Below are 13,076 nucleotides of genomic sequence, written 5' to 3' on the forward strand. Positions count from 1 at the left end.
GCGCCGCGTCCGGGACACGAAACCCTTGAGCCAACAAAAAAGCCGGCGCTCATCGCGCCGGCTTTTGATTGGTGAAGGCAATTGCCTCAGTTCAGCTTCTGCCGGACTTCGTTGATGCCCTTGGCGAGCAGATCGTCGGCGACCTGGCCCTTGACCGACTGCGACAGGATCGTCGAGGCGGCCTGGACGGCGGCCTCCGCGGCGGCGGCGCGGACATCGGCCACCGCCTGGGCCTCGGCGAGTGCGATCTTGCTCTCGGCGGTCTTGGTACGGCGGGCGACGAAGTCTTCCATCTTCGCCTTGGCCTCGGTCGCGATGCGCTCGGCTTCGCTTCTGGCGTTGGCGATGATCTCGGCGGCCTCGCGTTCGGCCGAGGCGGTGCGCGCCTTGTAGTCGGCGAGCACCTTGGCGGCTTCCTGCTTGAGGCGCTGGGCGTCGTCGAGCTCGGCCTTGATGCGCTCGGCACGATGATCGAGCGCGGTCATCGCCGACTTGAAGACCCCGAGATAGCCGAACACGACCATCAGGATCACGAAGGCGATGGCGACCCAGGTTTCAGGATCGAAGAACATCTGTGGCTAACCTTTCAGCGACGCATCGACCGCGGCATTGACTGACGCGGCATCGGGGACGACGCCGGTGAGCTGCTGCACGATCTGACCTGCCGCATCGGCCGCGATGCCGCGGACGTTGCTCATGGCGGCGGCGCGGGTCGAGGCGATGGTCTTTTCCGCCCCGGCGAGCTTGGCCGCCAGTTGCTCTTCCACGGCCTTGCGCTCGGCGTCCGCCTGCGCATTCGCCTTGTCGCGGGATTCGTTGCCGATCGCCTGCGCCCGCGAACGCGCCGAGGCGAGCTCGCTTTCATAGGCCTTCAGCGCCGCGTCGGACTGGTCCTTCAGCTTCTGCGCTTCGGCGAGGTCGCCCTCGATCTTGTTCTGACGCGCCTCGATCGCCCCGCCGACCTTGGGCAGAGCGAGCTTGGACACGATCACATAAAGCACGACGAAGAAGATCGCGAGCGACACCAGCTGCGAAGCATAGTTGCTGCTCTCGAACGGCGGAAAGCCGCCACCGTGGTGACCACCGTCAGCCTCGGTGTGTGCGCCCGCCGCCGGACCCTTCGCCCCGCCATGACTCTCAGCCATGGAGTACTCCTGTTGCTGTCAAGCGCGCCGCTTCGGTTGAAGTGGCGCGAAGAACGTCGTCCTCAGAGCGGAACGAACAGCAGCAGCAGCGCGATCAGCAGCGAGAAAATGCCGAGCGCTTCGGTCACGGCGAAGCCGAAGATCAGGTTGCCGAACTGGCCCTGAGCGGCCGACGGGTTGCGAACCGCCGCGGCGAGGTAGTTGCCGAAGATCACGCCGACGCCGACGCCCGCGCCGCCCATGCCGATGCATGCGATGCCCGCGCCGATAAGTTTTGCTGCTGCCGGATCCATTTTAGACTCCTTGGAAGAAAGATTGGGTTGTGGGTGGAAATTCCCCGGACCGCTCAGTGTCCCGGATGAATGGCGTCGTTGAGGTAGATGCAGGTCAGGATCGCAAACACATAGGCCTGCAGGAACGCGACCAGGATCTCGAGGGCGTACAGCGCGACCGTGAGCGCCAGCGGCAGCACGCCGCCGACCCAGCCGAGTGCGCCGAGCGAGAAGCCGAGCATGGCGACGAAGCCCGCGAACACCTTCAGCGCGATGTGGCCGGCCAGCATGTTGGCGAACAGACGGACGCTGTGGGAGACCGGCCGCAGGAAGAACGACAGGATCTCGATGAACATCACCAGCGGCAGGATGTAGCCGGGGACGCCGTGGGGCACGAAGATCGAGAAGAATTTCAGGCCGTTCTTGGCGACGCCGTAGATCAGCACGGTAAAGAACACCAGAAGCGCGAGCGCTGCCGTCACGATCAGATGGCTCGAGATCGTGAAGGTGTAGGGGATGATGCCGACCAGGTTCGAGACGCAGATGAACATGAACAGCGAGAAGATCAGCGGGAAGAACTTCATGCCTTCCGCGCCGGCCGTCGAACGGATGGTGCTGGCTACGAATTCGTAGGAGATCTCGGCGACCGACTGCAGGCGCCCGGGAACCAGCTGCGTGCCGCTGGCAAGCATCAGGATCGAGATGATCGCCACCGCCACCAGCATGTAGAGCGACGAATTGGTGAAGGCGATCGTGTGATTGCCGATATGGCCCAGGGTGAAGAGAGGCTCGATGTTGAACTGGTGGATCGGATCGATTTTCATCAGCGCGGCATCTCTTGGTCTGCCGGGCTATGCCGGCGGGTCTCGGTCTGCCGGCCGGGCCGGCCCGTACCGGCAAGACCGGCACGATCAATCTCATGGTGCGGATCGGCTATGATCCACCGCGCCTGTTCTGACCCGCGCCTGCCGTTCTCACCACATTCACTACGCCGGCGACGAAGCCCAGCAACAGGAACACGATAAACCCGAAAGGCGAGGTCGACAGCAAGCGGTCGAAACCCCAGCCAATCCCCGCTCCGACCACGACGCCGGCGATCAACTCCGAGGATAGTCGGAAACCTAGCGCCATCGCCGAGGCTCTGGCCGCTCCGTCTCCACCGTCACCTGCGGGTTGCTCGGTCTTGATCCGGCGGTCGCGAAATTCGGACAACCTCTGATCAAGACTTCCGAGCCGTTCGGAAAGCGCAGCTTCCTCGGACGATTTATCGCGATCCCCATTCTCGCCGTGTCCCGTGCCCTGTGTCATGCAACGAAGACCCGAAACGCCGCGGCTGAATGGAAATTGCGCCCGCCACCCTCAAAAGCCGCGCGGACCATACTGATGGCCTATAATCAAGTCAAGCCAAGTCACGATTGCGTCGCTTTCGTTTATGTATCTGATTTATTTGGAGATATTGGCGTGCACGGCAGCGCTGCACACAGCGTGACGCCGCACCGCAGCAGCTCGCCTCGGGATCGGCGGACGCGACCGGCCTTTCGCCGTGCCGCCGGGATCAAAGACGCCGCCGGGATCGTTGATGCCGGTGTGCGTTTTGGGCGGCGGATCGCCACGCCGGGGTGTAGAATTTGCCGGATTGCCACCTCCACGTCGTGGCGGAGAGCGCGATGAGACCCCTGAAATCATCCACAACATCCTGCGCAAGATCCTGCGCCACATCCTGGCTTGCGGCGGCGGCGTTTGCCGCGGCGATGGCGATAGGCGGCGGTCTCATGGCCGCGCCGGCGACGCCCGACAGCGAAAACGGTCGCTACAGCATGACGCCCATTCCCGAGGGCGTGCTGCGGCTCGACACCCGCACCGGCACGGTCTCGACCTGCAGCAAGAACGGCGCCGGCTGGGCCTGCTATGTAGTGCCGGACGAACGGACCGCACTCGATGCCGAGATCGGCCGGCTCCAGGCCGAGGTCGAGAAGCTGAAGGGACAGCTCGCGGCGGGGCCGACGGTGTCGGGCAAGGTCGACGAGGCGCTGCCGAAATCCGACCCGCTGAAGAAAGCCGAACCGAAGAGCGCCGAGGGCGAGCGCAAGATCGAGATCCCGCTGCCGAGCGACCAGGACGTCGATCGCGTGATGTCGTTTCTGGAAAAGGCCTGGCGGCGGCTGATCGACATGGCCAACCGGGTGCAAAAGGACGTGTCGGGAAAGATCTAGCTCATAGCGAGATGCCGTAGGGTCGGCAAAGCAAAGCGTGCCCGCCAATTCCAATGATCGGGAAAGATCTTGGGCACGGCGGCTTTCCGAGTTGAGAGACCTTCCATGACATCTACCAAATCCGTCACCCGCTCGGCGCCATCGACGGTGCAAGCCGCCACCGTCTCATCGTCACTGCTGACTGTGCAGACATCGGGTCATGGCTTCACCGATCTCACCGGCGAAGCTGCAAAATTCATCAACGAGGTTCGCGCGCGCGACGGTGCGTTGACGCTGTTCATCCGCCACACCTCGGCCTCGCTGACGATCCAGGAGAACGCTGATCCTTCCGTGCTCGTCGACCTCACGACCGCGCTGTCCCGGCTCGCGCCGGAGAATGCCGGGTGGACCCACGACACCGAAGGCCCGGACGACATGCCGGCACACGTCAAGACGATGTTGACCGGGGCCTCGCTTCAGGTCCCGGTGCTGAACGGCAGGCTCGCACTCGGCACCTGGCAGGCGATCTATCTGATCGAGCATCGCAGGCGCCCGCACCGGCGCGAGGTGGTGCTGCAATTCGTCGGCTCAGCAATCCCATAAAACAAAACCGGCCGCGGAAACCGCGGCCGGTTGATGCTGGTTGAGATCGGTGCTTTCGATCAGGTCGCCTTGATGTCGACGTCCTTGGTCTCGGGCAGGAAGAGCAAGCCGATCACGACGGTAATCGAAGCGAAGATGATCGGGTACCAGAGGCCGGCATAGATGTCGCCGGTCGAGGCCACGATGGCAAAGGCGGTCGCCGGCAACAGGCCGCCGAACCAGCCGTTACCAATGTGGTAGGGCAGCGACATCGAGGTGTAGCGGATGCGGGTCGGGAACAGTTCGACCAGCATCGCGGCGATCGGGCCGTACACCATGGTGACGAACAGCACCAGGACGAACAGCAGCCCGATGATCGCGGCCACCTGCGGACGGAAGATGTCGAACGGATGCGCCATCTTCACGATGCCGGCGTCGCCGGCCTTCGGATAGCCGGCTGCCTGCACGGCGGCGAGGACTGCCGGGTTGCTGTCCTTGGCGTTGGTGTAGGCGACTTCCTTGCCGTTGACCATCACCTTCACGCCCGAGCCGGCGGCTCCCGGCGCGGTCGAGTACTTGACCGACGACTGCGATAGGAAGGCGCGCGCGGTGTCGCAAGGTGCCGTGAAGACGCGGGTGCCGACCGGGTTGAACAGGTCGCCGCAGCCCGCGGGATCGGCCACAACCTCGACCTTGGTCTGCTCGATGGCCTTCTCCAGCGCCGGGTTGGCGTTGGTGGTGATCATCTTGAAGATCGGGAAGAAGGTCAGTGCCGCGATCAGGCAGCCGCCGAGGATGATCGGCTTGCGGCCGATCTTGTCGGACAGCATGCCGAACACGATGAAGAAGCCGGTGCCGAGCAGTAGCGACCAGGCGATCAGCAGGTTGGCGGTGTAACCGTCGACCTTCAGGATCGATTGCAGGAAGAACAGCGCGTAGAACTGGCCGGTGTACCAGACCACGCCCTGGCCCATCACGCCGCCGAGCAGCGCGAGCAGCACGAGCTTGCCGTTCTGCCAGTTGCCGAAGGCTTCCGTCAGCGGCGCCTTCGAGCTCTTCCCCTCGTCCTTCATCTTCTGGAAGATCGGGGATTCATTGAGGCGGAGCCGGATCCAGACCGAGACGCCGAGCAGCAGCACCGAGACCAGGAACGGGATGCGCCAGCCCCAGGCGGCGAAGTCGGGTTCGCCGAGGGCGCTGCGGGTGAACAGGATCACCAGCAGCGACAGGAACAGGCCGAGCGTCGCGGTGGTCTGAATGAAGGAGGTGTAATAGCCGCGCTTGCCGTTCGGAGCGTGCTCCGCGACATAGGTCGCCGCACCGCCGTACTCACCGCCGAGCGCCAGGCCCTGGGCGAGGCGCAGCGCGATCAGGATGATCGGGGCCGCGATGCCGATGGTCGCCGCGTTTGGCAGCAGGCCGACGATGAAGGTCGACAGACCCATGATCAGGATGGTGACGAGGAAGGTGTATTTGCGGCCGACGATGTCGCCGACGCGGCCGAACACGATCGCGCCGAACGGGCGGACCAGGAAGCCGGCTGCGAACGCCAGCAGCGCGAAGATGTCGCGGGTTGCCGGCGGATAGGCCGAGAAGAACTGCGCGCCGATGATGCCGGCGAGTGAACCGTAGAGGTAGAAGTCGTACCACTCGAAGACGGTACCGAGCGAGGAAGCGAGGATGACGAACCGTTCGTCCTTTGTCATCCCTCCCGCGCGTGCTTGAGACACAGCCATCGTCGACATATTGAATCGCTCCCCGAAATGCGTTTCCTCGCGCCCCGGATGTCCGGACATGCCGGATCAACCCAGGTCTTGCCCGCAAGGTAACATCGGCGTGAAAGCCGCCCCAATACGACTTTCGGCCTTGCGCACTGACGTGCAGCTGACGTCCGGTATCGGGCAACGGCGTGCCGCCACGGAGATTCCAAGATTAACCCCTTTGCAGCAAAGGGATAATGTGCACTTGCATGCCACGTCCGCTCGGGGAAGAATTGGTTCATCCGGGATCGGTCTGCCGGCCCGCGAACGACAGCAAGAGAACGATGAACGCTCCCTCGACCCATCTCGTCATCGCCGATGACCATCCCTTGTTCCGCGACGCGCTGCGACAGGCGGTGGCCGGCGTCCTGAACTCGGCCCAAATCGACGAGGCCGGGTCGTTCGAGGATCTGACCAAGCTCCTGGAACAGGCCTCGGACGTCGATCTGATTCTGCTCGACCTCTCGATGCCCGGGATCTCGGGCTTTTCCGGCCTGATCTACCTGCGGGCGCAATATCCGGCGATCCCGGTGGTGATCGTCTCGGCGTCCGACGACGGTGCCACGATCCGCCGCTCGCTCGATTTCGGCGCCTCCGGCTTCATTCCGAAGCGGTTCGGCGTCGAGACCTTGCGCGACGCCATTCTCAAGGTGATGGAGGGCGACGTCTGGGTTCCCGCCGACACCGACCTGTCCGCAGCCAGCGATCCCGACATGACGCGCCTGCGCGACCGCCTGGTGACGCTGACGCCGCAGCAGGTCCGGGTCCTGATGATGTTGTCGGAGGGGCTGCTCAACAAGCAGATCGCCTACGAGCTCGGGGTCTCCGAGGCCACCATCAAGGCGCATGTCTCGGCGATCCTGCAAAAGCTCGGCGTCGAGAGCCGCACCCAGGCGGTGATCGCCGCCGCCAAGATCGCCGGCGGCCAGTGGAAGCAGGGCACCCCGACGGGGTAAGCCTCGCTACAACATCTTCAGAAGCGCATCGGCAGCCCGGATATCCGCCGTCTCCGAACCTTCGGCAAAGCCTTCAAGCGACGATTGCAGCAATCCCTTCGCTTCCTCGCGCCGGCCGCGTTCGCCGATGAGCCCGGCGAGATCGACCACCGCCCGCAGTTCCCAGGCTTTCGCGCCTTGGGCGCGGCTGAGCTGCAGCGCCTGCAGCAGGCAGGCCTCGGCGTCCTGCATCCGCGGCGCCGGCTGGTGTGACAGGACCTTGCCTTTCATCCGCAGCAGTTCGGGCATGTAGAGGTGGTCGCCGCTCCGCTCGACCAGGCGGATCGCATCGTCGATGAGGTGCGCGCTCTGCTCGAACCGTCCGAGCGCGAGCAAGCCCTGGACCAGCGCGATGTTGAAGGTCGTGGTCAGCAGCTCGTAGCCGGCATCGTGGAGCTCGCGCAGGCAAGTCGCGATCGTCTCGACGCCACCGGCGGCATCGCCGCGCCGGATCGCCAGCTCGCCTTTGACGCCGCGGCCGACCGCAAGATAGGGCCCCATCGAGCGCGAATTGGCGTGCGCGATGAAGCGGTCGATGTCCTCCTCCGCGCCGTCGAGGTCGCCGCTCCAGAGCTCGATGGCGACCGCCCAGATCAGCGCGATGCAGAGCGTGATCGGATGATCCATCTGCGCAGCCTCGCTGACCGTCTGCCGCGCCAGTTGCAGCGCATCCGCGGGCCGGCCCTGCAGCCAGAGCTCCCGGGCCAGCGTGATGCCGGCCCGGTTGCGATGATCGAAGCCGTAGACCGTGCTGATTCGTTCCGTGCCCGGTCCCCGCCAGGCCATCTCCAGCATCTTCAGCGCGTCGCGATGCCTGCCTGCCAGATGCAGCGAGACGCCGAGGAGGGAATGGGCGAGGGCGATCGAGGCCGCATCGCCTAGCGACCTTGCGACGGCGAGGCTCTGCTGCGCATAGCCAAGCGCGGCGTCGAACTCTCCCATCCGCTCGTGAAAGATATGCATCCGGCCGAGCAGCTGGAGCTGGTTGATCTGGTCGCCGCGCGCCTCGGCGATCGCAAGGCTCCGGCTCAGGGCGTTGCGCGCCGCTTCGCTGCCGCCGCGGGTGAACATCAAGGTCAGTCCGAGCGCGGCCTGGATGTGCATTTCCTCGGCGCTGCCGCGCGCGGAGGGCACCATTGCCAGCAGCGCACGTTCCGACCAGCGCCGGCATTCGATCAACAAAGACATCGCCAGGAAGATCGGCGCCGCGGCGGCGGCGAGCGCGATGCCGGCGCCGAGATCGCCGCCCGCGCCGAAGCACCAGTCGAGCGCGGCGCGCACGTTGTGAAGCGCGGAGAAGTGAGCCGCCCGTTCGTCCGCGCTCGGCACATTGGCCCAGCTCATGCCGGCCTGTTCCAGCCATCTCCGGTAGTAGGTCGCGTGGCGGACGGCGAGCGCCGCGTCATCAGGCTCGATCTCGCGCAGATAGGCGCGCGTGGTGTCGAGCAGGCGGTAGCGCATCATGGCGCCGATCGGGCGCGGGGCGACCATCGATTTGGCAACGAGACTGTCGACGGCATCGAACAAATGAGCGTGGTCGACGCGCCCGTCCGGCACGACCTCGAGCGCCGCGTCGAGGGTGAAATGGCCGGCGAAGACCGCGAGCCTGCGCAGCACCAGGCGTTCGCGATCCGACAATAGCCCGTAGCTCCAGTCGATCGTGGCCTGCAATGTCTTCTGCCGGGGTGGCGCCGTCCGCTGGCCTTGCCAGAGCAGGTTGAGACGCTCGTCGAGCAGTGCGGCCGTCTGCGCGAGGCCGTAGGCTTCGACCCGGCCCGCGGCGAGCTCGATCGCCAGCGCCATGCCGTCGAGCTTGCGGCAGATCCTCGCGATGACTGCGGCATTTGCATCGTCGAGCGTGATCTGCGCGCCGCCGGCTGTGGCACGTTCGAGGAATAGTTGAAGTGCGGGATAGGTCTGTGCTGCGGCGGCGGTCAGGCCGGAATTGTCGGGCGGGACGGCGAACGGCGCCAATCGATAGACCTGCTCGCCCTCGACGCGCAGGGCTTCGCGGCTGGTCGCGAGGATATGGACGTGCGGCGCCGCATGGAAGATCTCCGCGGCCAGCGGTGCGGCCCCTGCGATGACGTGCTCGCAATTGTCGAGGATCAACAGCATCCGCTTGTCCCTGAGATGCGCGAGCAGCGCGGGCAGGGGATCGTCGGTCTCCGCCGGCAGGCCAAGCATCAGCAGGATCGAGGTGATCACGAGATCGGGATCGCTGAGCGAGGCAAGGTCCACGAAGTGCGCGGCATCGGAGAATGATTCGAGCAGGTCGTGCGCGATCGCCACGGCGACCGCGGTCTTGCCGACGCCGCCGGGGCCGACGATCGTGACGAAGCGCGAGGCGAGGAGCTTGCCGGAGACGGCGGCGATCGCATCGTCGCGCCCGACCATCCGCTGCAGCCGGTTCGGCAGTTTCACGGGCGGCAATTCCAGCCGCGGCGCGAGGCGCTGCATCGGGGCGATATTTGTCTGCGAGATCGGCGCCACGAAGCAATAGCCGCGGCCGGAAAGCGTCGTGATGTAGCGGGCGCCATCCTTGCCGTCGCCGAGCGCCTTGCGAAGCGCTGCGACATGAAAGCGCAGATTGGTCTCCTCGACGGTGATGCCGGGCCACACCAGCGCCATCAGGTCCCATTTGCTGACGACCTCATTCGGCCGCGACATCAGCGCCATCAGCGTGTCGAAGGCTTTCGCGCCGAGCGGCAACGCGACGCCGTTGCGCATCACCAGCCTTTCATGCGGCGTCACGGAAAATGGCCCGAACGACAATGTTCCCGTCGCGGTGACGGCCGGCTCTGTCATGGCGAAATCTTGGTCCCTTCGGAAGGACCCGATAGCCAGATGATCGCGATCCGGCAAGGCCGCTCCTGCATCGGCATCAGACCGCGGATGCAGGCCTTTGTGAGGCGCCAGGCGAGACCTCACAACTTCTCACAAGTCCAAACGGGTGTGCCGTCGCAGCCGCTGCTAGTCAGTGGCGTGACGACGAGGAGACCATGATGACGCAGGCGGCGAAGTTACTCTACACGGCCAGGACCCACACCAGCGGCGGGCGGCACGACGGCATATCGCGCAGCTCTGACGGCCGCCTGGACGTCAAGCTGTCGCCGCCTGATGGCACCGGCATCGGTACCAATCCCGAGCAATTGTTCGCCGCCGGCTGGTCGGCCTGCTTCGAGGGCGCGATGGAGATCGCCGCCCGCAAGCGCAAGCTCGAGCTTCCCAGGAAATGCGCTGTCGATGCGGAGATCGATCTCGTGCTCGACGACGGCGCCTATTCGCTCCGGGCACGCCTCAATGTCAGCCTGCCGGGCCTCGACCCCGAGATCGCGCGCGGCATCGTCGATGATGCGCATCAGACCTGTCCCTATTCCAAGGCCGTTCGCGGCAACATCGACGTCACGGTCATGCTGATCTGACGCAACGATCACCAAGCACCACGAGGTACGACCATGAAGCCACCAATCATCGACCAGCATCGTCGCAAGTTTTTCGGCGTGGCCGCCGGAACCGTCGCCGTCGGCCTCGGCGTGATCGACCTCGCACGCGCCGAAACGGAAGCGCCGCGATCATCCGGATCGACCGCGTCATTCGGCGCGATCAAGCAGATCGATGCCGGCGTCCTCAATGTCGGGTATGCCGAGGCCGGACCTTCGAACGGTCCCGTGGCGATCCTGCTGCATGGCTGGCCTTACGACATCCACGCCTTCATCGACGTCGCGCCGATCCTGGTGAAGGCCGGCTATCGCGTGATCATCCCTCATCTGCGCGGCTACGGCACGACGCACTTCCTCTCCGGCGAGACGCCGCGAAACGGTGAGCCCGCGGCGATGGCCGCCGACATCATCGCGCTGATGGACAAGCTCGATATCAAGAAGGCGGTCGTTGCCGGCTTCGACTGGGGCGCTCGCACCGCCGACATCATCGCCGCGTTGTGGCCGGAGCGCTGTCGCGCGCTGGTGTCGGTCAGCGGCTATCTCATCTCCAGCCAGGCCGCCGGCAACATGCCGCTGCCGCCGCAGGCCGAGCTGCAATGGTGGTACCAGTTCTATTTCGCGACCGAGCGCGGCCGCGCCGGATACGAGAAGTACACGCACGATTTCGCCAAGCTGATCTGGAAGCTCGCCTCGCCGCAGTGGAAGTTCGACGACGCCACCTTCGCCCGCAGCGCGGCGGCGCTGGACAACAAGGATCATGTCGCGATCACGATCCACAATTACCGCTGGCGGCTCGGGCTCGCCCAGGGCGAAGCGAAATACGAACATCTCGAAAGGAAGCTGGCGGCTGCTCCCGTCATCGAGGTGCCGACCATCACCATGGAAGGCGACGCAAATGGCGCACCGCATCCCGATCCCAGCGCCTATGCCAAGAAGTTCTCGGGCCGGTACGAGTTTCGCCTGATCACCGGCGGCGTCGGCCATAATCTGCCGCAAGAGGCGCCAGAAGCCTTCGCCAAGGCCGTCATCGACGCCGACGGCGTCTGATTATTGATGCGATCCTCGGTCCGGCGTGGCTGGACCGAGGATGTGCCGCCCCCAACCTGCAGAAATGACATGACGTCCAGCGAACCTGAAACGCAGAAGCGCTCCTATGCCACGGCGATCACGCTGGCGGCGCTTGTTCTCGTCCTTCTCCTGACCTTTGTGCCTTACCTGATTTCGATCGCCCTTGCCGAGGCGCCCGCGCAGAGTTCGACGGAAGCCTCGCCGATCTTCGGCGTCACCATTCCGCCCGGCTACAGGCAATGGGAGTTGATCGCTCCGGCCGAGGAGGCCGCCCCGCTCGACGAGCTTCGCGCCGTCGTCGGCAACCAGACCGCAGTCGACGCCTATCAGGCCGGTAAACTTCCGTTCCCGGACGGCAGCATCCTGGTCAAGCGCGCCTGGAAACGGAAACAGTCGCCCGAGTTTGCATCAGCGACGATTCCCGGCGCCGCCACCACGGTCCAGGTGATGGTCAAGGATTCCAGGAAGTACGCCGCGACCGGCGGCTGGGGCTTTGGCCGCTTCGTCAACGGCAAGCCGGTTGACGAAGCCCAGCATCGTACCTGCTGGGGCTGCCACGAAGCCCGCGCCAAGAGCCGCGATTACGTCTTCACGCGGCTGGCGCCCTGAAGCGGGCCTCTGCCGGCGCAAGAGCAAAGCGGAATCATCCGGCGCTCGGAGCTTTGCCGGTTTTGACCCGGGGAAGCTGACCGAGGCGATGTATGAACCATTTGAATTCTGACCCCGACCAAGGGTCGGAAGAGTGTTTCTCCAAAAAGCGCGGGCGGATCATGACGCGGCTTCCAAACTTGATCCGCGGGGTCCCGACGCGCCAGAAGCGATCCGGCGAGCGAAGAAAGCGTTGAGCACAGAATGATGAGCAATTGAGCCATGCAGAAGCGCTCAATCTCCAATGTGAGGCGATTCGGAGCTGATGGTCGAAAGACGCTCCTCCTGCTGCTTCTCCTTTTCGCGATCCCCGCGGATGACGGCTTTGCGCAGACACCACCGCCGCCAGTCGACGGACATGCGTTGGAGCGCGTGTCGCCGACGATCAAGAAGAGATTGGCGACCCGCTTTTCGTTAGGCGCGTTCGCCGGCCGCTTCGAGGAGACGCCGCTCGGCGCGGTCCGCGACACCGTGGGCGAAGGGACCATCCAACATCGAGGCGATGCTGGAGACAGCATCTATTGGCTGTGTTATCGGCGCGCGCAGCATCGAATATGGGTCGTGTCCAGCGGAGAGATGGGCGGCCCGGACCATCGCGTCACGGAGATTGTCGAAGAGCTCGCCGAGAAGGACACCGAGGCTTCGACCGATTGCGCCATCGTCCCGGAAAAGTTCGGGCCGCTCGTCTTCGACGGCAGGCTGCATTTAGGGATGTCGCGTTTGGAGGTGGTCAGGGCGCTGGGACCGCCGTCGAAGTCGGACGCTGCCCGGATGGTGCATTCTCACGCCGGAAAGCTCGCAGACGGTTTCGATGAAACCGGATGGCTCATTCTCCGATTTCGTGAGGAAAAGCTCGTGTCCATGCGCGGCGGCAAGACCACGACGAATTGAAGTGGCGGCCAGGCGACTTCCCGGAAGCTGAAGCAGACAAAGGGGCAATCGTACGTCGTCGCGAGGCGCGGGCCTCATTC

At 64.8% G+C, this 13,076-nt stretch carries 14 protein-coding genes; 7 read left to right on the forward strand and 7 right to left on the reverse strand.

All coding sequences use genetic code 11. From position 1 onward, the window contains the following. Positions 1-86: 86 nt before the first annotated feature. The 5 genes from XH83_RS03945 to XH83_RS03965 form a co-directional block, all read right to left on the reverse strand. A complete protein-coding gene (locus XH83_RS03945; protein WP_194405777.1) occupies positions 87-572 on the reverse strand; it encodes an ATP F0F1 synthase subunit B in 486 nt (161 codons plus the stop codon). Positions 573-578: 6 nt separating this feature from the next. Continuing rightward, on the reverse strand, positions 579-1,145 hold the full coding sequence (locus tag XH83_RS03950) for a F0F1 ATP synthase subunit B (protein ID WP_194405778.1): 567 nt from the start codon (positions 1,143-1,145) through the stop codon (positions 579-581). 62 nt (positions 1,146-1,207) lie between these two features. Beyond that, on the reverse strand, positions 1,208-1,438 hold the full coding sequence (locus XH83_RS03955; RefSeq protein WP_007599451.1) for a F0F1 ATP synthase subunit C: 231 nt from the start codon (positions 1,436-1,438) through the stop codon (positions 1,208-1,210). A 53-nt stretch (positions 1,439-1,491) separates the two neighbouring features. Then, a complete protein-coding gene (locus tag XH83_RS03960) occupies positions 1,492-2,241 on the reverse strand; it encodes a F0F1 ATP synthase subunit A (protein ID WP_007605089.1) in 750 nt (249 codons plus the stop codon). A 109-nt stretch (positions 2,242-2,350) separates the two neighbouring features. Then, the gene (locus tag XH83_RS03965; RefSeq protein WP_063197865.1) at positions 2,351-2,725 is read right to left on the reverse strand and encodes an AtpZ/AtpI family protein; all 375 of its coding nucleotides are present in this window, start codon (positions 2,723-2,725) and stop codon (positions 2,351-2,353) included. Between the two features lie 443 nt (positions 2,726-3,168). Here XH83_RS03965 and XH83_RS03970 point away from each other — a divergent pair, with 443 nt between their 5' ends. Further along, on the forward strand, positions 3,169-3,630 hold the full coding sequence (locus tag XH83_RS03970; protein ID WP_194408155.1) for a hypothetical protein: 462 nt from the start codon (positions 3,169-3,171) through the stop codon (positions 3,628-3,630). Between the two features lie 105 nt (positions 3,631-3,735). Further along, the gene (locus XH83_RS03975) at positions 3,736-4,212 is read left to right on the forward strand and encodes a secondary thiamine-phosphate synthase enzyme YjbQ (protein WP_194405779.1); all 477 of its coding nucleotides are present in this window, start codon (positions 3,736-3,738) and stop codon (positions 4,210-4,212) included. A 59-nt stretch (positions 4,213-4,271) separates the two neighbouring features. Here the strand turns inward: XH83_RS03975 and XH83_RS03980 are convergent, their stop codons facing one another. Then, positions 4,272-5,897 carry an MFS transporter gene (locus XH83_RS03980; protein ID WP_194405780.1) on the reverse strand — a complete coding sequence of 542 codons (1,626 nt, stop codon included), beginning with the start codon at positions 5,895-5,897 and terminating at the stop codon, positions 4,272-4,274. A 338-nt stretch (positions 5,898-6,235) separates the two neighbouring features. On the opposite strand from XH83_RS03980, the gene XH83_RS03985 reads away from it, so the two are divergent. Next, a complete protein-coding gene (locus tag XH83_RS03985; RefSeq protein ID WP_194405781.1) occupies positions 6,236-6,907 on the forward strand; it encodes a response regulator transcription factor in 672 nt (223 codons plus the stop codon). 6 nt (positions 6,908-6,913) lie between these two features. Here the strand turns inward: XH83_RS03985 and XH83_RS03990 are convergent, their stop codons facing one another. Further along, entirely contained in the window at positions 6,914-9,754 is a 2,841-nt protein-coding gene (locus XH83_RS03990) for a tetratricopeptide repeat protein (protein ID WP_194405782.1), read from the reverse strand. Positions 9,755-9,951: 197 nt separating this feature from the next. On the opposite strand from XH83_RS03990, the gene XH83_RS03995 reads away from it, so the two are divergent. From XH83_RS03995 to XH83_RS04010, 4 genes are all read left to right on the forward strand, one after another. Next, positions 9,952-10,371 carry an organic hydroperoxide resistance protein gene (locus XH83_RS03995; RefSeq protein WP_194408156.1) on the forward strand — a complete coding sequence of 140 codons (420 nt, stop codon included), beginning with the start codon at positions 9,952-9,954 and terminating at the stop codon, positions 10,369-10,371. A 33-nt stretch (positions 10,372-10,404) separates the two neighbouring features. Further along, positions 10,405-11,436, forward strand: a complete 1,032-nt coding sequence (locus tag XH83_RS04000; protein WP_194405783.1) for an alpha/beta fold hydrolase — start codon at positions 10,405-10,407, stop codon at positions 11,434-11,436. A 69-nt stretch (positions 11,437-11,505) separates the two neighbouring features. Continuing rightward, the gene (locus XH83_RS04005) at positions 11,506-12,066 is read left to right on the forward strand and encodes a cytochrome P460 family protein (RefSeq protein ID WP_194405784.1); all 561 of its coding nucleotides are present in this window, start codon (positions 11,506-11,508) and stop codon (positions 12,064-12,066) included. Between the two features lie 261 nt (positions 12,067-12,327). After that, positions 12,328-12,996 (forward strand): hypothetical protein, encoded by a 669-nt coding sequence (locus XH83_RS04010; protein WP_194405785.1) that lies wholly within the window; start codon positions 12,328-12,330, stop codon positions 12,994-12,996. The last annotated feature ends 80 nt before the right edge of the window (positions 12,997-13,076 follow it).

It is taken from the genome of Bradyrhizobium sp. CCBAU 53351 (genome assembly GCF_015291745.1).
Classification (GTDB): Bacteria; Pseudomonadota; Alphaproteobacteria; order Rhizobiales; family Xanthobacteraceae; genus Bradyrhizobium.

Coding starts and splice junctions, on each gene's coding strand:
- XH83_RS03945 (WP_194405777.1), bottom strand. CDS start 572: ATGTTCTTCGATCCTGAAACCTGGGTCGCCATCGCCTTCGTGATCCTG.
- XH83_RS03950 (WP_194405778.1), bottom strand. CDS start 1,145: ATGGCTGAGAGTCATGGCGGGGCGAAGGGTCCGGCGGCGGGCGCACAC.
- XH83_RS03955 (WP_007599451.1), bottom strand. CDS start 1,438: ATGGATCCGGCAGCAGCAAAACTTATCGGCGCGGGCATCGCATGCATC.
- XH83_RS03960 (WP_007605089.1), bottom strand. CDS start 2,241: ATGAAAATCGATCCGATCCACCAGTTCAACATCGAGCCTCTCTTCACC.
- XH83_RS03965 (WP_063197865.1), bottom strand. CDS start 2,725: ATGACACAGGGCACGGGACACGGCGAGAATGGGGATCGCGATAAATCG.
- XH83_RS03970 (WP_194408155.1), top strand. CDS start 3,169: ATGGCGATAGGCGGCGGTCTCATGGCCGCGCCGGCGACGCCCGACAGC.
- XH83_RS03975 (WP_194405779.1), top strand. CDS start 3,736: ATGACATCTACCAAATCCGTCACCCGCTCGGCGCCATCGACGGTGCAA.
- XH83_RS03980 (WP_194405780.1), bottom strand. CDS start 5,897: ATGACAAAGGACGAACGGTTCGTCATCCTCGCTTCCTCGCTCGGTACC.
- XH83_RS03985 (WP_194405781.1), top strand. CDS start 6,236: ATGAACGCTCCCTCGACCCATCTCGTCATCGCCGATGACCATCCCTTG.
- XH83_RS03990 (WP_194405782.1), bottom strand. CDS start 9,754: ATGACAGAGCCGGCCGTCACCGCGACGGGAACATTGTCGTTCGGGCCA.
- XH83_RS03995 (WP_194408156.1), top strand. CDS start 9,952: ATGACGCAGGCGGCGAAGTTACTCTACACGGCCAGGACCCACACCAGC.
- XH83_RS04000 (WP_194405783.1), top strand. CDS start 10,405: ATGAAGCCACCAATCATCGACCAGCATCGTCGCAAGTTTTTCGGCGTG.
- XH83_RS04005 (WP_194405784.1), top strand. CDS start 11,506: ATGACGTCCAGCGAACCTGAAACGCAGAAGCGCTCCTATGCCACGGCG.
- XH83_RS04010 (WP_194405785.1), top strand. CDS start 12,328: ATGCAGAAGCGCTCAATCTCCAATGTGAGGCGATTCGGAGCTGATGGT.